Origin of the sequence: Streptomyces albiflavescens, from assembly GCF_014645835.1 — a bacterium.
GTDB classification, from domain to species: Bacteria; Actinomycetota; Actinomycetes; order Streptomycetales; family Streptomycetaceae; genus Streptomyces; species Streptomyces albiflavescens.
Window position 1 is genome coordinate 166,850 of sequence record NZ_BMMM01000016.1, and the last position, 18,631, is coordinate 185,480.

The following is an 18,631-nucleotide window of genomic DNA, read 5'->3' on the forward strand; positions in this document are numbered from 1 at the left end:
CGCGGACAATCGTCGTCATCGCCACAGGCCGCGGACAGACGCCACCGCTGCTGCGGACAGCCGCCACCAGCCGGCCCCGCGGCCGCGTACGGCACTCGACCCTCGCCGGGGAAACGCGAAAGCGGGCCCGCCCCGCAGGGGGCGGACCCGCTCACCGCAAGGCAGAGCCTCAGGCGTCCTTGGACTCGTCGCCCTCGGCAGCAGCCGGAGCCGCGTCCTCGACAACCTCGGCCGGGGCCTCGGTCTTGGCCTCGGCGTCCTTCGCGGCACGCTTGGTCGCCGCCTCGGCCTCACCGGTGGCCTGCTGGGCCACGGTCAGGGCCTCCACCAGCTCGATGACAGCCATGGGCGCGTTGTCGCCACGGCGGTTACCGATCTTGGTGATACGGGTGTAACCACCCGGGCGGTTCTCGTAGCGCGGGCCGATCTCGGTGAAGAGCGTGTGCACGATGCTCTTGTCCGTGATCACCGAGAGCACCTGACGGCGGTTGTGAAGGTCACCCTTCTTCGCCTTGGTGACCAGACGCTCCGCGTACGGGCGCAGGCGACGGGCCTTCGCCTCGGTGGTGGTGATGCGGCCGTGCTCGAAGAGCGACTTCGCGAGGTTCGCGAGGAGCAGCTTCTCGTGCGCGGCGCTGCCGCCCAGACGGGCACCCTTGGTGGGCTTCGGCATGGTGTTTCTCCTAGGTGTCTGCCCCGGCCGTATCAGGTACCGGGGTCAGTATCCGAGCAGGCGGTCGCCTGTCGGAGATCCAGGCTCCCGAAGGGGCCTGGAAGGGGCGCGGGGAACTGCGCGATCAGCCACAGCGCACCCGCGCCCGGGTACGGACCGGTGGTCCCGAGCTCAGTACTGCTCGGTCTCCACGAAGCCCGCGTCCGCGTCGTCGTCGGCGCCGAAGGCGTCGGCGGCGGCGGTCGGGTCGAATCCGGGCGGGCTGTCCTTGAGGGCCAGGCCCATGCCGGCCAGCTTCGCCTTGACCTCGTCGATGGACTTCGCACCGAAGTTGCGGATGTCCAGGAGGTCGGCCTCGGAGCGGGCGACGAGCTCACCCACGGAGTGGATGCCCTCACGCTTGAGGCAGTTGTAGGAGCGGACCGTGAGCTCCAGCTCCTCGATCGGCAGCGCGAGGTCGGCGGCAAGGGCGGCGTCCGTGGGGGACGGGCCCATGTCGATGCCCTCGGCGTCGATGTTGAGCTCGCGGGCCAGACCGAACAGCTCGACCAGGGTCTTACCCGCCGACGCCATGGCGTCACGCGGTCGCATGGCCTGCTTGGTCTCGACGTCGACGATCAGCTTGTCGAAGTCGGTGCGCTGCTCGACACGGGTCGCCTCGACCTTGTACGTGACCTTCAGCACCGGCGAGTAGATCGAGTCGACCGGGATGCGCCCGATCTCCTGACCGACCTGCTTGTTCTGAACGGCGGAGACGTAGCCGCGACCGCGCTCGACGGTCAGCTCCATCTCCAGCTTGCCCTTGCCGTTGAGCGTGGCGAGGACGAGGTCGGGGTTGTGCACCTCGACACCGGCCGGCGGCGCAATGTCGGCGGCGGTGACCAGGCCCGGACCCTGCTTGCGCAGGTACATCACGACAGGCTCGTCGTGCTCCGAGGAGACGACCAGCTGCTTGATGTTGAGGATCAGGTCGGTGACGTCCTCCTTGACGCCCGGCACGGTGGTGAACTCGTGCAGGACACCGTCGATACGGATGGACGTGACCGCCGCACCCGGGATCGAGGAGAGGAGCGTACGACGCAGGGAGTTGCCGAGGGTGTAGCCGAAGCCCGGCTCCAGCGGCTCGATCACGAACCGGGAGCGGAATTCGTCGACGACCTCTTCGGTCAACGAGGGACGCTGAGCGATCAGCATGTGTGGATCAGATCCTTCTTTCGTGGACGCCCGCTATTTGACGCCCGACGGAACCGCACCTTTCACAGTGCGGGTATTGCAAGGGTACGGGCGGCACCGCTCCGAAGAGCCGTACCGCCCGAAACCTCAAGACAACCGAGCCTCAGACGCGGCGGCGCTTGGGCGGACGGCAGCCGTTGTGCGGGGTGGGGGTGACGTCCTGGATGGAGCCGACCTCGAGGCCCGTGGCCTGGAGGGAGCGGATCGCGGTCTCGCGACCGGAGCCCGGGCCCTTCACGAAGACGTCAACCTTGCGCATGCCGTGCTCCTGCGCGCGGCGGGCGGCCGACTCGGCGGCCATCTGCGCGGCGAAGGGGGTGGACTTGCGCGAGCCCTTGAAGCCGACGTGGCCGGCGGAGGCCCAGGAGATCACGTTGCCCGAGGGGTCCGTGATCGAGACGATCGTGTTGTTGAACGTGCTCTTGATGTGAGCGTGCCCGTGAGCGACGTTCTTCTTTTCCTTGCGGCGCACCTTCTTGGCAGCGCCCTGACGACCCTTGGGGGGCATCTATTACTCCTACGGGGAGGTGGTCGGTCCTACAGCGAAGACCGCTGGTATGCGGCGCTCCGGGGCAGACCCGGAAAATCCGCAGCGTCCGCTGAGGACTACTTCTTGCCCGGCTTCTTCTTACCGGCGATGGCGCGACGCGGGCCCTTGCGGGTACGAGCGTTCGTGCTGGTGCGCTGACCGTGGACGGGCAGGCCACGGCGGTGACGCAGACCCTGGTAGCAGCCGATCTCGATCTTGCGGCGAATGTCGCCCTGGATCTCGCGACGGAGGTCACCCTCGGTCTTGAGGTTGGCGTCCACGTACTCGCGGATCTTGACCAGCTCCTCCTCGGAGAGGTCACGAACACGGGTGTTCGGGTTCACACCGGTCTCGGCCAGCGTCTGCTGGGAAAGGGTCCGGCCGATGCCGAACACGTAGGTGAGGGCGACCTCCACACGCTTGTCGCGCGGGATGTCAACACCGGAAACGCGTGCCATTCAATGGCTCCAGTTGTCGTTCGGAGGTCTTCCGCAGAACCGAATCCCGCCCGCCGTCCTCTTCTCTCCTGAAGATCGAAGATTCGGTACGAACCGGGTCCCCGGCCTCCGACCGGGGGTGTCAGGTCTGATGAGACTCAGCCCTGGATTCTGCGTATGAACATGTACTGCTTGCGTCGCGCGAATTTCTGCGGGTGCAGAAGGTTCGGTCGTGCGTCAGCCCTGGCGCTGCTTGTGGCGCGGGTTTTCGCAGATGACCATGACCCGGCCGTGACGGCGGATCACCCTGCACTTGTCGCAGATCTTCTTGACGCTCGGCTTGACCTTCATTAGGTGAGGTTCTCCGGGTCAGTGCCACCCCCCGCGTCCCGGAAACCGGGAGCACGGAGCAAAGGCAAGATCTACTTGTACCGGTAGACGATCCGGCCACGCGTCAGGTCGTACGGAGACAACTCCACCACGACCCGGTCGTCAGGGAGGATGCGGATGTAGTGCATACGCATCTTGCCGCTGATGTGTGCCAGGACCTGGTGGCCGTTCTGGAGCTCGACCTTGAACATGGCGTTCGGAAGAGACTCGACGACAGTGCCCTCGATCTCGATGGCACCTTGCTTCTTGGCCACGCTTCGCCCTTCGAATCGACTACCTTGATCGACTCCGCACGAGCGCATGCAGACATGCGGGTGCACGAGAGCCGACGAGTCAGTCTACGTCAGCGCACCCCGAAAGACGAATTCTCCCGGTCCTCTTCGCCACTCATGACGATGCCCCACCCATCGACGCGATATGCGCGATGGACGGGGCGGGCTGCCCACCGGGTCGGCCAGCTGTGATCGTCACATACGTCAGTGCGCCAGAGGATCGGGGGCCGCGGTGACCCCGTACTCGGCGAGCTTCGCCCTGCCGCCGTCCGGAGCCGTCAGCACCAGCGGGCCCTGTTCGGTCAGCGCGACCGAGTGCTCCCAGTGGGAGGACCAGGTGCCGTCCGTCGTGATGACCGTCCAGTCGTCCTCGAGGACCTCGGTCTTCGGGGTGCCCAGGGACACCATCGGCTCGATGGCCAGGCAGAAGCCGGGAACCAGCTTGGGCCCCTTGCCCCGCTTGCGCTCCACGTAGTTCAGCAGATGCGGGTCCATGTGCATCTCGGTGCCGATGCCGTGGCCGCCGTAGTCCTCGACGATCCCGTAGCGGCCGCCGCCGGGCTTCGGCTGACGGCGGATGTACGTCTCGATGGCACGGGAGACGTCGACCAGACGGCTGCCCTGCTTCATCGCGGCGATGCCGGCCCACATCGACTCCTCGGTCACCCGCGAGAGCTCGATCAGCTCCGGGGCGTGACCGGAGCCCACGAACGCCGTGTACGCCGCGTCCCCGTGCCAGCCGTCCACGATGGCGCCGCAGTCGATGGAGATGATGTCGCCGTCCTTCAGGACGACCTCGTCGCTCGGGATGCCGTGGACGACGACCTCGTTGGGCGAGGTGCAGATGGTCGCCGGGAAACCGCCGTACCCGAGGAAGTTCGACTTCGCCCCGTGCTCGGCGAGCACCTTGCGGGCGACCTCGTCCAGGTCCTTGGTCGTGGCACCGGGCACGGCCGCCTCACGCGTGGCCGCATGGATGGCGGCGACGACCAGTCCCGCCTCGCGCATCTTGGCGATCTGCTCGGGGGTCTTGATCTGCACCATGGCGGCTGCGGCCTTTCTGGACCGGAGAGGACGGACTTCTCCAACGATACGGGGGACGACACCGGCCCCGCGGCGCTGGACGGACACGCGGTCACGGGCGAGGGTGGCGGCACGGGCGGAGGGACCCGGCTCACACTTCGGCCGCGGCACCCTCCCTGGGTGCCGCGGCCGGAGCGACGTACAGCTACCGCTTACGCGGCCTGGCGCGACAGTGCCTCCATGGCGCGCGCCGTGACCTCTTCCACCTTGCCGAGTGCCGAGATCGTGACGACCAGGCCCTGGACCTTGTAGTAGTCGATGATCGGCTCGGTCTGCGTGTGGTAGACCTCCAGGCGCTTGCGGACGGTCTCCTCGGAGTCGTCGTCGCGCTGGTACAGCTCGCCGGCGCAGACGTCGCAGACGCCCTGCTTCTTCGGCGCCTTGTAGGCGACGTGGAAGACGTGCGACGAGTCGTTGCGGCAGATGCGGCGGCCCGCGATGCGCCGGACCACCTCGTCCTCGGGGACCTCCAGGTCCAGGACCGCGTCCAGCTTCATGTCCTCGGCCTGCAGCATCTGGTCGAGCGCCTCGGCCTGCGAGACGTTCCGCGGGAAGCCGTCGAGGAGGAAGCCGTGCTCCGCGTCGGGCTGCTCCATGCGGTCCTTGGCCATCGCGATGGTGACCTCGTCCGGAACCAGCTCGCCCTTGTCCATGTAGGACTTCGCGAGTTTGCCGAGCTCCGTCTGCTGGCTGATGTTGGCGCGGAACAGGTCGCCCGTGGAGATGTGCGGGATCGACAGGTTCTTGGCGAGGAACGCGGCCTGCGTTCCCTTGCCGGCACCGGGCGGCCCGACGAGGACGATTCGCATCAGCGGAGGAACCCTTCATAATTGCGCTGCTGGAGCTGGCTCTCGATCTGCTTCACCGTCTCGAGCCCGACACCCACGATGATCAGGATGCTCGTGCCACCGAACGGGAAGTTCTGGTTTGCCCCGAAACCAACCAACGCCATCGTCGGCACGAGAGCGATCAGGCCCAGATACAGCGAACCCGGCCAGGTGATCCGGTTGAGTACGTAGCTCAGGTACTCAGCGGTCGGTCGGCCAGCCCGGATGCCCGGGATGAAGCCACCATACTTCTTCATATTGTCGGCGACTTCCTCGGGGTTGAAGGAGATCGCCACGTAGAAGAAGGCGAAGAAGACGATCAGCAGGAAGTACGTGGTGATGTAGATCGGGTGATCGCCCTTGGTCAGGTTGTTGCTGACCCAGGTCTTCCAGCCCGAGTTGCCCCCCGCGAACTGGGCCACAAGGCTCGGGATGTAGAGCAGCGAAGAGGCGAAAATCACGGGGATGACACCCGCCTGGTTCACCTTCAGCGGGATGTACGTGGACGTTCCGCCGTACGCCCGGCGACCGATCATGCGCTTCGCGTACTGGACCGGGATCCGTCGCTGAGCCTGCTCGACGAACACGACCAGGCCGACCATGCACAGACCCACCGCGATCACGGTGCCGAACTCGATCCAGCCGTCGGCCAGCTTGCCCTGCAGCTTGACCGTCCACAGCGCGCTCGGGAAGGTCGCGGCGATCGAGATGAACATCAGGATCGACATGCCGTTGCCGATGCCGCGGTCCGTGATGAGCTCGCCGAGCCACATGACGACACAGGTACCGGCCGTCATCGTGATGACCATGGTCATGGTGGCGAAGATCGACTGGTCGGGCACGATCTGGTTCGCCACGGGGCAGCCCTGGAAGAGCGCGCCGCTGCGAGCGGTGGCCACCAGGCCCGTGCCCTGCAGAACGGCGAGTGCCACCGTGAGGTAACGGGTGTACTGCGTGATCTTCGCCGTACCGGCCTGCCCCTCCTTCTTGAGGGCTTCCAGTCGCGGGATGACCACGGTCAGCAGCTGGAGAATGATGCTCGCCGTGATGTACGGCATGATGCCGAGCGCGAAGACAGTGATCTGGAGCAGCGCGCCACCGCTGAACATGTTGATCAGACTGAACAGGCCGCGGTTCGAGCTGGCCACATCCATACAGGTCTGGACGGACTTGTAGTCGACGCCCGGGATCGGGATGTGCGTACCGACCCGGAACACCACGATGATGCCGAGCGTGAAGAGCAGCTTCTTGCGCAGGTCGGGCGTCCTGAACGCCCGGGCGAACGCGGTGAGCACGGTGCCTCCTGCGACCCCCGCGCTACTGCGTCAGAGGTGACGGTCTTGAGGTTCGACGGATGACTGACAGCTAACCAACAATCAAATGCCGTCCGGAGTTCCCATGAGGCCCACCGGACGAAAATTTGCAGTGCAGGCCACCTTACCGGCGACACTGCCCCCCTTGGAACGACCAACCGGGGATGCCCCAATTGTGGGGCATCCCCGGTCGGGATCGCTCAAGTCATCGAGACGCCTGATGAGATCAGACGAGCTCGGTGACGGTACCGCCGGCGGCGGTGATCTTCTCCTTGGCGGAGCCGGAGACGGCGTCGACCGTCACCTGCAGCGCCACGGAGATCTCGCCCTGGCCGAGGACCTTGACGAGGCTGTTCTTGCGAACGGCACCCTTGGCGACGAGACCCTCGACGGTGACCTCGCCACCCTCCGGGTACAGCGCGCCCAGCTTGTCGAGGTTCACGACCTGGAACTCGGTCTTGAACGGGTTGCGGAAGCCCTTCAGCTTCGGGAGACGCATGTGGAGGGGCATCTGGCCACCCTCGAAGCGCTCCGGAACCTGGTAACGGGCCTTCGTGCCCTTGGTACCACGACCAGCCGTCTTACCCTTCGACGCCTCACCACGACCCACACGGGTCTTGGCGGTCTTGGCGCCCGGGGCGGGACGGAGGTTGTGGATCTTGAGCGGGTTGTTCTCCGCCATGATCAGTCGACCTCCTCGACCGTCACGAGGTGGCGGACATGGCGCACCATGCCGCGGAACTCGGGGCGGTCCTCCTTGACGACCTGCGTGTTGATGCCCTTGAGACCAAGGGAGCGCAGAGTGTCACGGTGGTTCTGCTTGCTACCGATGTACGACTTCACCTGCGTGATCTTGAGCTGCGCCATTACGCACCAGCCCCGGCACGCGCACGGAGAAGAGCCGCGGGGGCGACGTCCTCGAGGGGCAGACCACGGCGAGCCGCGATCTCCTCGGGACGCTGCAGGCCCTTGAGGGCCGCCACGGTCGCGTGCACGATGTTGATCGCGTTGTCGGAGCCCAGGGACTTCGACAGGATGTCGTGAACGCCGGCGCACTCCAGGACGGCGCGCACGGGACCACCGGCGATCACACCGGTACCCGGCGAAGCCGGCTTGAGCAGGACGACGCCCGCGGCCTTCTCACCCTGGATCGGGTGCGGGATGGTGCCCTGGATACGCGGGACCTTGAAGAAGTGCTTCTTGGCCTCCTCCACACCCTTGGCGATGGCGGCCGGCACCTCCTTGGCCTTGCCGTAACCGACACCCACGGTGCCGTCACCGTCGCCCACCACGACCAGCGCGGTGAAGCTGAAGCGACGACCACCCTTCACAACCTTGGCGACGCGGTTGATCGCGACAACGCGCTCAACGTACGCGGTCTTCTCGGCGGCAGCTGCGCCGCCGTCACGGCCCTTCCGGTCCCGCCGCTCGCCGCCACCGGCACCGCCACCGCGGCGCTGGGGTCCAGCCATTGGAATTACCTCTCTCTGTTTCCGCTAGCTACGGAACCGACTCAGAACTTGAGTCCGGCTTCGCGGGCGGCGTCCGCCAGGGCGGCGATGCGCCCGGCGTACTGGTTGCCACCACGGTCGAATACGACAGCCTCGACGCCGGCGGCCTTGGCACGCTCGGCGACCAGGGCGCCGACCTGCTTGGCCTGCGCGGACTTGTCGACCTCGCCACCACGGATCGTGGTGTCCAGGGTCGACGCCGACGCCAGGGTGTGACCCTTAACGTCGTCGATGACCTGGGCCACGATGTGGCGGTTCGAGCGCGTCACGACCAGGCGCGGACGCTCAGCCGTACCCGAGATGTGCTTACGGATCCGGATGTGACGACGCTTGATGGCAGCACGCTTGTAAGCGTCGCCCTTAGCAATCTTGACACCGTATGCCATGGCTTACTTACCCGCCTTTCCGACCTTGCGGCGGATGACTTCGCCCTCGTACTTGACGCCCTTGGCCTTGTACGGGTCAGGCTTGCGCAGCTTGCGGATGTTGGCCGCAACCTCGCCGACCTTCTGCTTGTCGATGCCCTCGACCGAGAACCGGGTGGGGGCCTCCACCTTGAAGGTGATGCCCTCGGGGGCCTCGACGGTGATCGGGTGGCTGTAGCCGAGCGAGAACTCCAGGTTGGAACCCTTCGCCAGGACTCGGTAACCGACACCGCTGATTTCGAGCTTCTTCACGTAACCCGTGGTCACGCCGGTGATCATGTTCGCCACCAGCGTGCGGGACAGGCCGTGGAGGGCCTTGTTCTGACGCTCGTCGTTCGGGCGGGTGACGTTCAGCACGCCGTCCTCGCCCTTAGCGATCTCGATCGGCGCCGCGACGGTGTGGGAGAGGGTGCCCTTGGGGCCCTTCACCTGCACCGTACGGCCGTCGATGGTGACGTCCACGCCGGCGGGAACCGTGATGGGGAGCTTGCCAATACGCGACATAGCTGTTTCCTCCGTTCCCTTCCGCTACCAGACGTAGGCGAGAACTTCTCCGCCTACGCCCTTCTTGCCGGCCTGCTTGTCGGTGAGGAGCCCGTGGGACGTGGAGATGATCGCCACGCCGAGGCCGCCGAGCACCTTCGGCAGGTTGGTGGACTTCGCGTACACCCGGAGACCGGGCTTGGAGATCCGCTTGATGCCCGCGATGGAGCGCTCACGGTTCGGGCCGAACTTCAGCTCGAGGACGAGGTTCTTGCCGACCTCGGCGTCCTCGACCTTCCAGCCCGTGATGAAGCCCTCCTGCTGGAGGATCTCCGCGATGTGCGACTTGATCTTGCTGTGCGGCATCGACACCGAGTCGTGGTATGCCGAGTTCGCGTTACGCAGACGCGTAAGCATGTCTGCGATCGGATCAGTCATGGTCATGAATTGGCCTTCGGCCTCTCTCGCCGGGGTTTCCTGTATGCGCCATCCCTCTCCCCGCTCAGAGGCGGGACGGGTGCGGTGCGGGGACCTACGGCGTAGTAAGTCGTACGGGCGTCAGGCGCCCAACCCTCCTAGCCTAAGCCATGGAGGGGTGGGCCCCTGACAGTGCCCTTTGCTTACCGAGAGCCTCTGGAATCCCGAATTACGGGATTACCAGGAGCTCTTGGTCACGCCCGGCAGCTCGCCACGGTGAGCCATCTCACGAAGGCACACGCGGCACAGGCCGAACTTGCGGTACACGGAGTGCGGACGGCCGCAGCGCTGGCAGCGGGTGTACGCACGCACACCGAACTTGGGCTTACGAGCAGCCTTGGCAATCAGAGCCTTCTTCGCCATCTCGCTTACGCCTCCTTGAAGGGGAAGCCGAGGTGACGGAGAAGGGCACGGCCCTCAGCGTCGTTGGCCGCCGTGGTCACCACGGTGATGTCCATGCCCCGGGTACGGTCGATCTTGTCCTGGTCGATCTCGTGGAACATGACCTGCTCCGTGAGACCGAAGGTGTAGTTGCCACGGCCGTCGAACTGCTTGGGGGACAGGCCGCGGAAGTCGCGGATGCGCGGCAGCGCGAGCGACAGGGTGCGGTCCAGGAACTCCCACATGCGGTCGCCACGGAGCGTGACGTGGGCACCGATCGGCTGGCCCTCACGCAGCTTGAACTGCGCGATGGACTTGCGGGCCTTGGTGACGGCCGGCTTCTGACCGGTGATCGTGGTGAGGTCGCGGATGGCGCCCTCGATCAGCTTGGAGTCGCGGGCGGCGTCGCCCACACCCATGTTGACCACGATCTTGACGAGGCCGGGAACCTGCATGACGTTCTCGTACGAGAACTCCTCACGCAGCTTGCCCGCGATCTCCTCGCGGTACTTCGTCTTGAGACGCGGAGTGGTGGTGGTAGCCATCAGATGTCCTCACCCGTCCGCTTGGCAACGCGGATCTTGTTGCCCTCGTCGTCGAAGCGGTAACCGACGCGCGTGACGACCTTGTTGCCGTCCTTCTCCACGACGAGCTGAACGTTGCTCACGTGAATCGGGGCCTCGGTGGTCACAATGCCGCCGGCCTGCGAACCGCGAGCGGTGGGGCCGGCCTTCGTGTGCTTCTTGACCCGGTTGACACCCTCGACCAGGACGCGCTCGTCGCGCGGGTAAGCGGCAATGACCTTGCCCTGCTTGCCCTTGTCCTTACCGGTGATGACCTGGACCAGGTCGCCCTTCTTGATCTTCATGCTTACAGCACCTCCGGCGCGAGCGAGATGATCTTCATGAACTTCTTCTCGCGCAGCTCACGGCCGACGGGGCCGAAGATACGGGTGCCGCGAGGGTCGCCGTCGTTCTTCAGAATGACGGCGGCGTTCTCGTCGAAGCGGATGTACGAGCCGTCCGGACGGCGGCGCTCCTTGACGGTGCGAACGATGACCGCCTTGACGACGTCACCCTTCTTCACGTTGCCACCGGGGATCGCGTCCTTGACGGTGGCGACGATGACGTCACCGATGCCCGCGTAGCGGCGACCGGAGCCACCGAGCACACGGATGCAAAGGATTTCCTTCGCACCAGTGTTGTCGGCGACACGCAGTCGCGACTCCTGCTGGATCACGTCTATCTCCTGATTGTCTGCCGGTTCCCGGGGCGGGGCCGTCCTTTACGACGACCCCGCCCCGAGCCTGGCGGAACGAACCTGAGGGATACCCCTCAGGTAATTACTTGGCCTTCTCGAGGATCTCGACGATGCGCCAGCGCTTCGTCGAGGACAGCGGCCGGGTCTCCATCAGGAGGACGCGGTCGCCGACGCCGGCGGCGTTCTGCTCGTCGTGGGCCTTGAGCTTGCTGGTACGGCGGATGACCTTGCCGTACAGCGCGTGCTTGACGCGGTCCTCGACGGCGACGACGACGGTCTTGTCCATCTTGTCGCTGACGACCAGACCCTCGCGGGTCTTACGGAAGCCGCGGTCGGTCTTCTGCTCAGTCACGTTGCTCTCGCTCATCAGGCGCTCTCCACCGTCTCGATGCCCAGCTCGCGCTCACGCATCAGGGTGTAGATCCGCGCGATGTCCTTACGGACGGCCTTGAGCCGACCGTGGTTCTCGAGCTGACCGGTCGCCGCCTGGAAGCGGAGGTTGAACAGCTCTTCCTTGGCTTCGCGAAGCTTCGCAAGAAGCTCCTCGTCACCCAGTTCGCGCAGCTCGGACGCCTTGGTACCGGCCGACATCACGCTTCACCTGCCTCGCGCTTGACGATCCGGCACTTCATCGGCAGCTTGTGGGCTGCGCGAGTCAGGGCCTCACGGGCGATCTTCTCGTTGGGGTAGGACAGCTCGAACATGACCCGGCCCGGGTGCACGTTCGCGACCCACCACTCGGGCGAACCCTTACCGGAACCCATGCGGGTCTCGGCGGGCTTCTTCGTCAGCGGGCGGTCCGGGTAGATGTTGATCCAGACCTTGCCGCCACGCTTGATGTGGCGGGTCATCGCGATACGAGCCGCCTCGATCTGGCGGTTGGTCACGTACGCCGGCGTGAGGGCCTGGATGCCGTACTCGCCGAACGCAACCGTCGTACCGCCCTTGGCCATACCACGGCGCTTCGGGTGGTGCTGCTTGCGGTGCTTGACCCTACGGGGGATCAGCATGTCGGTCAGGCCTCCGTTCCGGTGCTCTCAGCCGGAGCGGCAGCGGCGGCGGGAGCCTCGGCCTTGGGGGCCTCGGCAGCCGGCGCGGACTGCTGCTGCGGCTTGCGGCCGCGACCGCCACGCTCGCCACCGCGGCCACCACGGCCGGCCGGGCGGTCAGCGCCACCACGGGCCGGGCGGTTGCCGGCGCGGGCAGCGGCGTTCTCGGCGCGGACCTCGGCGATGTTCTTGACGTCGCCCTTGTAGATCCAGACCTTCACACCGATACGGCCGAAGGTCGTCTTGGCCTCGAAGAAGCCGTAGTCGACGTTCGCGCGGAGCGTGTGCAGGGGCACACGGCCCTCGCGGTAGAACTCCGAGCGGGACATCTCGGCGCCGCCGAGACGGCCACCGCACTGGATCTTGATGCCCTTGGCGCCCGCCTTCATCGCCGACTGCATGCTCTTACGCATGGCGCGGCGGAAGGAGACGCGGGAGGACAGCTGCTCGGCAACGGCCTGAGCAACCAGCTGAGCGTCGGTCTCGGGGTTCTTGACCTCGAGGATGTTCAGCTGGACCTGCTTGCCCGTGAGCTTCTCGAGGTCGCCGCGGATGCGGTCGGCCTCGGCGCCACGGCGGCCGATGACGATGCCGGGACGCGCGGTGTGGATGTCCACCCGCACGCGGTCACGGGTGCGCTCGATCTCAACCTTCGAGATACCGGCGCGCTCCATGCCGGACGTCATCATCCGACGGATGGCGACGTCTTCCTTGACGTAGTCCTTGTACAGCTTGTCGGCGTACCACCGGGACTTGAAGTCCGTGGTGACACCGAGCCGGAACCCATGCGGGTTAACCTTCTGGCCCATTACCGGGTTCCTTCCTTGCTGCTGACGACCACGGTGATGTGGCTGGTCCGCTTGCGGATCCGGTAGGCGCGGCCCTGGGCACGCGGACGGAACCGCTTCAGGGTCGGGCCCTCGTCGACGTACGCCTCGGAGATGAAGAGGCTGTCGGCGTCGGTGTGGTCGTAGTTGTGCGCGGCGTTGGCAATGGCGCTGTCAAGCACCTTGCCGACCGGCACGCTCGCGGCCTGCGGGGCGAAACGCAGGACCGCCTGAGCCTCCGTGGCATCCATGCCACGGATAAGGTCCACCACGCGGCGGGCCTTCATGGGCGTAACGCGGATGTACCGCGCCTGGGCCCTGGCTTCCATGGTTGTCCTTCCAGTGTCTGTCATGGTCATTCCACCCCGCTGTTAGCGGCGCTTCGACTTCCGGTCGTCCTTGACGTGACCCCGGAAGGTGCGCGTCGGCGAGAACTCGCCGAGCTTGTGGCCGACCATCGACTCGGTGACAAACACCGGAATGTGGGTCTTGCCGTTGTGCACCGCGATCGTGTGGCCGAGCATGGCCGGGATGATCATCGAGCGACGGGACCAGGTCTTGATGACGTTCTTGGTGCCGGCTTCGTTCTGTACGTCCACCTTCTTGATCAGGTGGTCGTCGACGAAGGGCCCCTTCTTGAGACTGCGCGGCATCTAAACCCGCTCCTAGCGCTTCTTGTTCGTCTTGCGGCGGCGGACGATGTACTTGTTCGAAGCCTTCTTCGGCGAACGAGTACGACCCTCCTTCTGACCCCACGGGGAGACCGGGTGGCGACCACCGGAGGTCTTGCCCTCACCACCACCGTGCGGGTGGTCAACCGGGTTCATCGCCACACCGCGAACGGTCGGGCGAACGCCCAGCCAGCGCTTACGGCCGGCCTTACCCCAGTTGATGTTGCTCTGCTCGGCGTTGCCGACCTCTCCGACGGTGGCGCGGCAGCGCTGGTCGACCAGGCGGATCTCACCGGAAGGCATGCGGAGGTGGGCCATGGTGCCCTCCTTCGCGAGCAGCTGCACCGAGGCACCGGCGGAGCGGGCGAACTTGGCACCGCCACCGGGACGGATCTCGATCGCGTGGATCGTCGTACCGACCGGGATGTTGCGGAGCGCCAGGTTGTTGCCCGGCTTGATGTCGGCCCCGGGGCCGTTCTCGACGCGGTCACCCTGCTGCAGGTTGCGCGGGGCGAGGATGTAGCGCTTCTCGCCGTCGGCGTAGTGCAGCAGCGCGATGCGCGCGGTGCGGTTGGGGTCGTACTCGATGTGCGCGACCTTCGCCGGCACGCCGTCCTTGTCGTGACGACGGAAGTCGATCACTCGGTAGGCGCGCTTGTGTCCGCCACCCTGGTGGCGAACGGTCACACGACCGGCGTTGTTACGGCCGCCCTTGCTGTGCAGCGGGCGGACCAGCGACTTCTCCGGCGTGGACCGCGTGACCTCGACGAAGTCGGCGACGCTCGAGCCACGACGGCCCGGCGTAGTCGGCTTGTACTTGCGGATTCCCATTTCTCAGTCCTCGTCCGATATTCGGACCAGGGCACTCCGTTAGGAGGCCTGGCCGAAGATGTCGATACGGTCGCCCTCAGCGAGGGTCACGATCGCGCGCTTGCTGTCAGCACGCTTGCCGAAGCCCGTCTTGGTCCGCTTGCGCTTGCCCTGACGGTTGATCGTGTTCACTCCGGTGACCTTGACCGAGAAGACCGCCTGGACGGCCTGCTTGATCTGGGTCTTGTTGGCCCGCGGGTCCACGACGAAGGTGTACTTGCCCTCGTCGAGCAGCGCGTAGCTCTTCTCGGAGACGACCGGCTTGAGGAGGACGTCACGGGGATCCGTGAAGCTCTTGCTCAGCGGCGTCTCTACGGTGTTCTTGCCCTCGGCCTCGTGGCGCTTCGCCTTGGCGACGCGCGCGACCTTCTTGGCCTTGGCGGCCTTCGAGGCAATGCTCGGGTGACGCGTAGCCATCAGGCTTCGCTCCCTTCGGTGTCAGCGGCCTTGGGGCCAGACACGAAGGACTCGAAAGCGGCCTGGGTGAAGACCACGTCGTCCGAGACGAGAACGTCGTACGTGTTCAGCTGGCCCGGCTCCAGGATGTGGACCTGGGGCAGGTTGCGCGCGGAAAGCAGCGCGGCCTCGTCGGAACGCTCGATGACCAGGAGCACGTTCTTGCGCTCCGAGATCTTGCCGAGCAGGCCCTTCGCGGCCTTGGTGGAGATCTCGCCGTCGACCACGCCGGTGACGACGTGGATGCGGTTGTTGCGGGCCCGGTCGGTGAGGGCGTGGCGCAGGGCCGCGGCCTTCATCTTCTTCGGGGTCCGCTGCGAGTAGTCACGCGGCACGGGACCGTGCACGACGCCACCGCCGGCGAACTGCGGCGCACGGGTCGAACCCTGACGGGCGCGGCCGGTGCCCTTCTGGCGGTAAGGCTTCTTGCCACCACCGCGGACCTCGCCACGACGCTTGACCTTGTGCGTGCCCTGACGGGCAGCGGCCAGCTGCGCAACGACGACCTGGTGAAGCAGCGGGATGCTGATCTTCTCGACGTCGAAGATCTCGGCCGGGAGCTCAACGGTCCCGGCGGTGTCGCCGGAGGGCGACAGAATGTCAATGGTGCTCATAGTCCTTAGGCCCCCTTGGCCGCGGTGCGGACCAGGACGAGGCCGCCGTTCGGACCAGGAACCGCGCCCTTGATAAGGAGCAGGCCCTTCTCCGCGTCAACGGCGTGAACGGTCAGGTTCTGGGTGGTGACCCGCTCGTTGCCCATGCGACCCGCCATGCGGAGGCCCTTGAACACACGGCCCGGGGTGGCGCAGCCACCGATGGAGCCGGGAGAGCGGTGCTTGCGCTGGGTGCCGTGTCCGGCGCCGAGGCCCTTGAAGTTGTGACGCTTCATGACACCGGCGAAGCCCTTGCCCTTGCTCTTGCCGGTCACGTCCACCTTGACGCCGGCCTCGAAGACCTCGGCGGAGATCTCCTGACCCAGCGTGTACTCGGAGGCGTCCGCGGTGCGGATCTCGACGAGGTGGCGGCGGGGGGTGACGTCGGCCTTGGCGAAGTGGCCCTTGAGGGGCTTGTTCACCTTGCGCGGGTCGATCTCGCCGAAGGCGATCTGGACCGACTCGTAGCCGTCGGTGTCGTTCGTACGCACCTGGGTGACGACGTTGGGGCCGGCCTTGACGACGGTGACCGGAACGACACGGTTGTTCTCGTCCCACACCTGCGTCATGCCGAGCTTCTCGCCCAGGATGCCCTTGATCTGCTTAGCCATTCTCAGATCACCGATCCCTAGAGCTTGATCTCGATGTCGACACCGGCCGGAAGGTCGAGTCGCATCAGAGAGTCAACGGTCTTGGGCGTCGGGTCGAGAATGTCGATCAGGCGCTTGTGCGTGCGCATCTCGAAGTGCTCGCGCGAGTCCTTGTACTTGTGCGGCGACTTGATGACGCAGTACACGTTCTTCTCAGTGGGCAGCGGCACCGGGCCCGCGACCGACGCACCAGTGCGGGTCACCGTCTCGACGATCTTCTTCGCCGAGGAGTCGATGACCTCGTGGTCGTAGGCCTTGAGCCGGATGCGGATCTTCTGTCCCGCCATGGCTACTCAGTAGTCCTTTGTCTCGTAAAACGCTCTGGTACCCGGGGTCCGCGTCCGTTGTCTCCGACCCACGCGGTCGGGCGTGTCGCGCTCCTGCTGACAGAGATCTCCGTAGAGGATTTCCCTGCTCAGGGACGCGGCTCAGCCCAAAAGGCAACCGCTGGACCGGAGGCTGACTGCATCCATACGCTGATGCGTGGCCACCGGGCGCCTGGTCGGCACCCCGCTGACACTTCCCGGAAGATTCCCGTACGTCCGCCCCAGCGCTGCCTTCCGACAGATTGGGCGACGAGTACTGTGGGACTCGCTTCCAGTCCTCCCGGCGGGAGGCGCGCAGCATCGGCACTCGACCGAGCAACCCCGTTAGTCTGCCATACGGGGCGGGGGGCTGGCCAATCGAGCCGAGGATCGTACCCCGGGGGTGACGCAGGTCAAACCCGGCTCGGCCGGAACCGCGGCGCCGGGCCTCCGAGGAGCCACACCCGGGTCATGCCTCGCCCCGCCCCCGCCCCCGCCCCCGCCCACCGCAGAGCCGGGGACACCGACCGCGTACGGGATGCCCGCCCCCAGTGCGATCCCCTATGCCGATCGATCAAACTCTCCATCGGTCGCCCGGCTCGTCCCGGACAGTCCGGGCCTGCCGGTCCTGAGCTCTGAGGTCCTCCAGGCATCACTCAGTCCCAGGGCGGAAGTACTGGCTTGCGGCTCCACCACTCCCCGAGCTCGGACTCGGGCTTCTCCTTTGTCGGGCGTACCCACGGGCGCAGTGAACCGTCCGGGTCCCGGACGCTCGCGGCATGGAAGCGTGCATCCAACCGCGCCAACAGATCTCCGAGCGCGCCTTCTCGCACCGTCGCCGGCATCGCACGCATCGACGCCCCCAGGGCGTCCCGTGAATCCAGATCGTTGCCGTAGGCGCTGATGGGATAGAAGTCCTCACTCGACCAGCCCGGCTCCATCCGACGCACCACGCGCTCCCAGGACGCGAACCGGTCCGCCACCGAGTACACGGGCACCGTCATCGCCTCCCGGACTTTCGGCGCGACCCGGGACCGTTCCACCTCGAGGCGCTCGGCGTCGGACCGTACGACCGCTTCGAGCACGGCGTCCGGCAGGTCGGCCCACGCGGCTCTGCTGTCCGGCGCCGCCCAGAACACGTCGTACGGCGCGCTCACGACGGCCCCATTCGGGGCGCCCACCCGCTCATGAGCGGCGTCCGCGCAGGGCCCGCCAGGCATCCCCGACCGCGTCCTCGGACTGCAGCCACCAGCCCTCCAGCTTGTTCCGCACAGTTGTCAGCACCCACCGCCGCTTGAGCCACGGCGGCAGCTGCCGGAACGGCACGAACGTCAGCGTGTCGTCGATGGCGTTCTCGGCGATGCCACGATGACCCTCAGCACGCAGCGCGGCGTACAGCTGCGGGGTCAGTTCACCGTTGAGCCGCGCCGCGGTGCCGGCCGCGGTGAACGCGAACCCCCGCTGGGCGCGGTCCGGCAACTGCATCGCCCTGATGATCCGAGGCGACGCCTCCTCCAGCGAACACTGGAACGCCAACCCGATCACCGCCGTACCGAGACGCGGCTCGCCGCGCTCGAACGCGGCGTCCACGGCGTCGGGGTCGTCGATGCCCAACAGACCCTCACCGGTTTCCCAGTCGTATTCGGATGCCATACCGGACCTCGTTTGTCAGTCGTACGGGGGCCGCAGCACCGCAACTGGCCTGCAGTCGGCGCCTAACTTTGCGAGTCGAGCCGCAGCACAGTTGTACCGGACCGTACGCTCCGTCTCAGGGCGTCGTACTCCTAGCGCGTATTGCTGGCTAAACTTCAGAGGCCGGTCAATTTGCACCCGCCCAAGATGGGGGAGTCGGAAGA

Annotated in this window: 32 protein-coding genes; all 32 read right to left on the minus strand. The window is 66.3% G+C overall.

The genetic code is table 11. The features are described from left to right. Nucleotides 1-169 precede the first annotated feature (169 nt). The 32 genes from rplQ to IEY95_RS35745 all read right to left on the minus strand — a co-directional run bounded on the left by rplQ (nt 170) and on the right by IEY95_RS35745 (nt 18,428). Nucleotides 170-673 (minus strand): 50S ribosomal protein L17, encoded by a 504-nt coding sequence (gene rplQ / locus IEY95_RS35590; protein ID WP_189190325.1) that lies wholly within the window; start codon nt 671-673, stop codon nt 170-172. 171 nt (nt 674-844) lie between these two features. Continuing rightward, nucleotides 845-1,867 (minus strand): DNA-directed RNA polymerase subunit alpha, encoded by a 1,023-nt coding sequence (locus tag IEY95_RS35595; protein ID WP_003966937.1) that lies wholly within the window; start codon nt 1,865-1,867, stop codon nt 845-847. 142 nt (nt 1,868-2,009) lie between these two features. Next, nucleotides 2,010-2,414: a 30S ribosomal protein S11 gene (gene rpsK / locus IEY95_RS35600; RefSeq protein WP_003956432.1), complete on the minus strand. Its 405-nt coding sequence runs from the start codon at nt 2,412-2,414 to the stop codon at nt 2,010-2,012. Between the two features lie 98 nt (nt 2,415-2,512). Then, nucleotides 2,513-2,893 (minus strand): 30S ribosomal protein S13, encoded by a 381-nt coding sequence (gene rpsM / locus IEY95_RS35605; RefSeq protein ID WP_189190326.1) that lies wholly within the window; start codon nt 2,891-2,893, stop codon nt 2,513-2,515. Between the two features lie 216 nt (nt 2,894-3,109). Then, complete coding sequence (gene rpmJ, locus IEY95_RS35610; protein ID WP_003998809.1) at nt 3,110-3,223, minus strand: 50S ribosomal protein L36; 114 nt, start codon at nt 3,221-3,223, stop codon at nt 3,110-3,112. A gap of 71 nt (nt 3,224-3,294) precedes the next feature. Further along, a complete protein-coding gene (gene infA, locus IEY95_RS35615; RefSeq protein ID WP_003948620.1) occupies nt 3,295-3,516 on the minus strand; it encodes a translation initiation factor IF-1 in 222 nt (73 codons plus the stop codon). 222 nt (nt 3,517-3,738) lie between these two features. Beyond that, a complete protein-coding gene (map, locus tag IEY95_RS35620) occupies nt 3,739-4,578 on the minus strand; it encodes a type I methionyl aminopeptidase (protein ID WP_189190327.1) in 840 nt (279 codons plus the stop codon). 191 nt (nt 4,579-4,769) lie between these two features. After that, the gene (locus tag IEY95_RS35625) at nt 4,770-5,426 is read right to left on the minus strand and encodes an adenylate kinase (protein ID WP_189190328.1); all 657 of its coding nucleotides are present in this window, start codon (nt 5,424-5,426) and stop codon (nt 4,770-4,772) included. After that, nucleotides 5,426-6,739, minus strand: a complete 1,314-nt coding sequence (gene secY / locus IEY95_RS35630) for a preprotein translocase subunit SecY (protein WP_189190329.1) — start codon at nt 6,737-6,739, stop codon at nt 5,426-5,428. Before secY ends, IEY95_RS35625 begins: the two co-directional genes overlap by 1 nt. 244 nt (nt 6,740-6,983) lie before the next feature. Further along, nucleotides 6,984-7,439 (minus strand): 50S ribosomal protein L15, encoded by a 456-nt coding sequence (rplO, locus tag IEY95_RS35635; RefSeq protein ID WP_189190330.1) that lies wholly within the window; start codon nt 7,437-7,439, stop codon nt 6,984-6,986. Nucleotides 7,440-7,441: 2 nt separating this feature from the next. Further along, a complete protein-coding gene (rpmD, locus tag IEY95_RS35640; protein WP_129307387.1) occupies nt 7,442-7,624 on the minus strand; it encodes a 50S ribosomal protein L30 in 183 nt (60 codons plus the stop codon). Then, nucleotides 7,624-8,229 (minus strand): 30S ribosomal protein S5, encoded by a 606-nt coding sequence (gene rpsE / locus IEY95_RS35645; RefSeq protein WP_016645168.1) that lies wholly within the window; start codon nt 8,227-8,229, stop codon nt 7,624-7,626. The genes rpmD and rpsE overlap by 1 nt, the downstream gene beginning before the upstream one ends. Nucleotides 8,230-8,270: 41 nt before the next feature. Then, nucleotides 8,271-8,654, minus strand: a complete 384-nt coding sequence (rplR, locus tag IEY95_RS35650) for a 50S ribosomal protein L18 (protein ID WP_189190331.1) — start codon at nt 8,652-8,654, stop codon at nt 8,271-8,273. Between the two features lie 3 nt (nt 8,655-8,657). After that, a complete protein-coding gene (gene rplF, locus IEY95_RS35655) occupies nt 8,658-9,197 on the minus strand; it encodes a 50S ribosomal protein L6 (protein WP_189190332.1) in 540 nt (179 codons plus the stop codon). A gap of 24 nt (nt 9,198-9,221) precedes the next feature. Further along, the gene (gene rpsH / locus IEY95_RS35660) at nt 9,222-9,620 is read right to left on the minus strand and encodes a 30S ribosomal protein S8 (protein ID WP_014674378.1); all 399 of its coding nucleotides are present in this window, start codon (nt 9,618-9,620) and stop codon (nt 9,222-9,224) included. Between the two features lie 210 nt (nt 9,621-9,830). Further along, nucleotides 9,831-10,016 carry a type Z 30S ribosomal protein S14 gene (locus tag IEY95_RS35665; protein ID WP_003956452.1) on the minus strand — a complete coding sequence of 62 codons (186 nt, stop codon included), beginning with the start codon at nt 10,014-10,016 and terminating at the stop codon, nt 9,831-9,833. A gap of 5 nt (nt 10,017-10,021) precedes the next feature. After that, nucleotides 10,022-10,579, minus strand: a complete 558-nt coding sequence (rplE, locus tag IEY95_RS35670; protein ID WP_095936047.1) for a 50S ribosomal protein L5 — start codon at nt 10,577-10,579, stop codon at nt 10,022-10,024. After that, complete coding sequence (rplX, locus tag IEY95_RS35675; RefSeq protein ID WP_053674523.1) at nt 10,579-10,902, minus strand: 50S ribosomal protein L24; 324 nt, start codon at nt 10,900-10,902, stop codon at nt 10,579-10,581. Before rplX ends, rplE begins: the two co-directional genes overlap by 1 nt. A gap of 2 nt (nt 10,903-10,904) precedes the next feature. Next, the gene (rplN, locus tag IEY95_RS35680) at nt 10,905-11,273 is read right to left on the minus strand and encodes a 50S ribosomal protein L14 (RefSeq protein WP_003998823.1); all 369 of its coding nucleotides are present in this window, start codon (nt 11,271-11,273) and stop codon (nt 10,905-10,907) included. 103 nt (nt 11,274-11,376) lie between these two features. Further along, nucleotides 11,377-11,661, minus strand: coding sequence for a 30S ribosomal protein S17 (rpsQ, locus tag IEY95_RS35685; RefSeq protein ID WP_037626988.1), 285 nt, complete (start codon nt 11,659-11,661; stop codon nt 11,377-11,379). Then, nucleotides 11,661-11,885, minus strand: a complete 225-nt coding sequence (rpmC, locus tag IEY95_RS35690) for a 50S ribosomal protein L29 (protein ID WP_003998824.1) — start codon at nt 11,883-11,885, stop codon at nt 11,661-11,663. Before rpmC ends, rpsQ begins: the two co-directional genes overlap by 1 nt. After that, on the minus strand, nt 11,885-12,304 hold the full coding sequence (rplP, locus tag IEY95_RS35695; protein WP_189190333.1) for a 50S ribosomal protein L16: 420 nt from the start codon (nt 12,302-12,304) through the stop codon (nt 11,885-11,887). The genes rpmC and rplP overlap by 1 nt, the downstream gene beginning before the upstream one ends. A 5-nt stretch (nt 12,305-12,309) precedes the next feature. After that, nucleotides 12,310-13,152 carry a 30S ribosomal protein S3 gene (rpsC, locus tag IEY95_RS35700; RefSeq protein WP_189190334.1) on the minus strand — a complete coding sequence of 281 codons (843 nt, stop codon included), beginning with the start codon at nt 13,150-13,152 and terminating at the stop codon, nt 12,310-12,312. Beyond that, nucleotides 13,152-13,499 (minus strand): 50S ribosomal protein L22, encoded by a 348-nt coding sequence (rplV, locus tag IEY95_RS35705; RefSeq protein WP_003974262.1) that lies wholly within the window; start codon nt 13,497-13,499, stop codon nt 13,152-13,154. Before rplV ends, rpsC begins: the two co-directional genes overlap by 1 nt. 42 nt (nt 13,500-13,541) lie before the next feature. After that, entirely contained in the window at nt 13,542-13,823 is a 282-nt protein-coding gene (gene rpsS, locus IEY95_RS35710; protein ID WP_005481224.1) for a 30S ribosomal protein S19, read from the minus strand. A gap of 12 nt (nt 13,824-13,835) precedes the next feature. Next, entirely contained in the window at nt 13,836-14,672 is an 837-nt protein-coding gene (rplB, locus tag IEY95_RS35715) for a 50S ribosomal protein L2 (RefSeq protein ID WP_030039757.1), read from the minus strand. A gap of 39 nt (nt 14,673-14,711) precedes the next feature. Then, nucleotides 14,712-15,128 carry a 50S ribosomal protein L23 gene (rplW, locus tag IEY95_RS35720; RefSeq protein ID WP_189190335.1) on the minus strand — a complete coding sequence of 139 codons (417 nt, stop codon included), beginning with the start codon at nt 15,126-15,128 and terminating at the stop codon, nt 14,712-14,714. Next, the gene (rplD, locus tag IEY95_RS35725) at nt 15,128-15,781 is read right to left on the minus strand and encodes a 50S ribosomal protein L4 (RefSeq protein ID WP_189190336.1); all 654 of its coding nucleotides are present in this window, start codon (nt 15,779-15,781) and stop codon (nt 15,128-15,130) included. The genes rplW and rplD overlap by 1 nt, the downstream gene beginning before the upstream one ends. 5 nt (nt 15,782-15,786) lie before the next feature. Next, on the minus strand, nt 15,787-16,431 hold the full coding sequence (gene rplC, locus IEY95_RS35730; RefSeq protein WP_095936043.1) for a 50S ribosomal protein L3: 645 nt from the start codon (nt 16,429-16,431) through the stop codon (nt 15,787-15,789). A 17-nt stretch (nt 16,432-16,448) separates the two neighbouring features. Then, on the minus strand, nt 16,449-16,757 hold the full coding sequence (rpsJ, locus tag IEY95_RS35735) for a 30S ribosomal protein S10 (RefSeq protein WP_003948644.1): 309 nt from the start codon (nt 16,755-16,757) through the stop codon (nt 16,449-16,451). A 674-nt stretch (nt 16,758-17,431) separates the two neighbouring features. Continuing rightward, entirely contained in the window at nt 17,432-17,932 is a 501-nt protein-coding gene (locus IEY95_RS35740) for a hypothetical protein (protein ID WP_189190337.1), read from the minus strand. Nucleotides 17,933-17,960: 28 nt separating this feature from the next. Further along, nucleotides 17,961-18,428, minus strand: coding sequence for a hypothetical protein (locus IEY95_RS35745; RefSeq protein WP_189190338.1), 468 nt, complete (start codon nt 18,426-18,428; stop codon nt 17,961-17,963). Nucleotides 18,429-18,631 lie beyond the last annotated feature (203 nt).

Excerpts from the sequence above, each read along its gene's own strand:
- IEY95_RS35745 (WP_189190338.1), bottom strand. The coding sequence starts at position 18,428 with ATGGCATCCGAATACGACTGGGAAACCGGTGAGGGTCTGTTGGGCATC.
- rpsJ (WP_003948644.1), bottom strand. The coding sequence starts at position 16,757 with ATGGCGGGACAGAAGATCCGCATCCGGCTCAAGGCCTACGACCACGAG.
- IEY95_RS35595 (WP_003966937.1), bottom strand. The coding sequence starts at position 1,867 with ATGCTGATCGCTCAGCGTCCCTCGTTGACCGAAGAGGTCGTCGACGAA.
- map (WP_189190327.1), bottom strand. The coding sequence starts at position 4,578 with ATGGTGCAGATCAAGACCCCCGAGCAGATCGCCAAGATGCGCGAGGCG.
- rpsE (WP_016645168.1), bottom strand. The coding sequence starts at position 8,229 with ATGGCTGGACCCCAGCGCCGCGGTGGCGGTGCCGGTGGCGGCGAGCGG.
- rpsQ (WP_037626988.1), bottom strand. The coding sequence starts at position 11,661 with ATGAGCGAGAGCAACGTGACTGAGCAGAAGACCGACCGCGGCTTCCGT.
- rplD (WP_189190336.1), bottom strand. The coding sequence starts at position 15,781 with ATGAGCACCATTGACATTCTGTCGCCCTCCGGCGACACCGCCGGGACC.
- rplP (WP_189190333.1), bottom strand. The coding sequence starts at position 12,304 with ATGCTGATCCCCCGTAGGGTCAAGCACCGCAAGCAGCACCACCCGAAG.
- IEY95_RS35625 (WP_189190328.1), bottom strand. The coding sequence starts at position 5,426 with ATGCGAATCGTCCTCGTCGGGCCGCCCGGTGCCGGCAAGGGAACGCAG.
- IEY95_RS35665 (WP_003956452.1), bottom strand. The coding sequence starts at position 10,016 with ATGGCGAAGAAGGCTCTGATTGCCAAGGCTGCTCGTAAGCCCAAGTTC.
- rplC (WP_095936043.1), bottom strand. The coding sequence starts at position 16,431 with ATGGCTAAGCAGATCAAGGGCATCCTGGGCGAGAAGCTCGGCATGACG.
- rpmD (WP_129307387.1), bottom strand. The coding sequence starts at position 7,624 with ATGGCGCAGCTCAAGATCACGCAGGTGAAGTCGTACATCGGTAGCAAG.
- rplR (WP_189190331.1), bottom strand. The coding sequence starts at position 8,654 with ATGGCATACGGTGTCAAGATTGCTAAGGGCGACGCTTACAAGCGTGCT.
- rplO (WP_189190330.1), bottom strand. The coding sequence starts at position 7,439 with ATGGCGGAGAACAACCCGCTCAAGATCCACAACCTCCGTCCCGCCCCG.
- rplW (WP_189190335.1), bottom strand. The coding sequence starts at position 15,128 with ATGGCTACGCGTCACCCGAGCATTGCCTCGAAGGCCGCCAAGGCCAAG.
- rpsS (WP_005481224.1), bottom strand. The coding sequence starts at position 13,823 with ATGCCGCGCAGTCTCAAGAAGGGGCCCTTCGTCGACGACCACCTGATC.
- rpsC (WP_189190334.1), bottom strand. The coding sequence starts at position 13,152 with ATGGGCCAGAAGGTTAACCCGCATGGGTTCCGGCTCGGTGTCACCACG.
- rpmC (WP_003998824.1), bottom strand. The coding sequence starts at position 11,885 with ATGTCGGCCGGTACCAAGGCGTCCGAGCTGCGCGAACTGGGTGACGAG.
- rplB (WP_030039757.1), bottom strand. The coding sequence starts at position 14,672 with ATGGGAATCCGCAAGTACAAGCCGACTACGCCGGGCCGTCGTGGCTCG.
- rpmJ (WP_003998809.1), bottom strand. The coding sequence starts at position 3,223 with ATGAAGGTCAAGCCGAGCGTCAAGAAGATCTGCGACAAGTGCAGGGTG.
- rpsM (WP_189190326.1), bottom strand. The coding sequence starts at position 2,893 with ATGGCACGCGTTTCCGGTGTTGACATCCCGCGCGACAAGCGTGTGGAG.
- rplV (WP_003974262.1), bottom strand. The coding sequence starts at position 13,499 with ATGGAAGCCAGGGCCCAGGCGCGGTACATCCGCGTTACGCCCATGAAG.
- rplF (WP_189190332.1), bottom strand. The coding sequence starts at position 9,197 with ATGTCGCGTATTGGCAAGCTCCCCATCACGGTTCCCGCCGGCGTGGAC.
- rplQ (WP_189190325.1), bottom strand. The coding sequence starts at position 673 with ATGCCGAAGCCCACCAAGGGTGCCCGTCTGGGCGGCAGCGCCGCGCAC.
- rplX (WP_053674523.1), bottom strand. The coding sequence starts at position 10,902 with ATGAAGATCAAGAAGGGCGACCTGGTCCAGGTCATCACCGGTAAGGAC.
- rplE (WP_095936047.1), bottom strand. The coding sequence starts at position 10,579 with ATGGCTACCACCACCACTCCGCGTCTCAAGACGAAGTACCGCGAGGAG.
- rpsH (WP_014674378.1), bottom strand. The coding sequence starts at position 9,620 with ATGACCATGACTGATCCGATCGCAGACATGCTTACGCGTCTGCGTAAC.
- rpsK (WP_003956432.1), bottom strand. The coding sequence starts at position 2,414 with ATGCCCCCCAAGGGTCGTCAGGGCGCTGCCAAGAAGGTGCGCCGCAAG.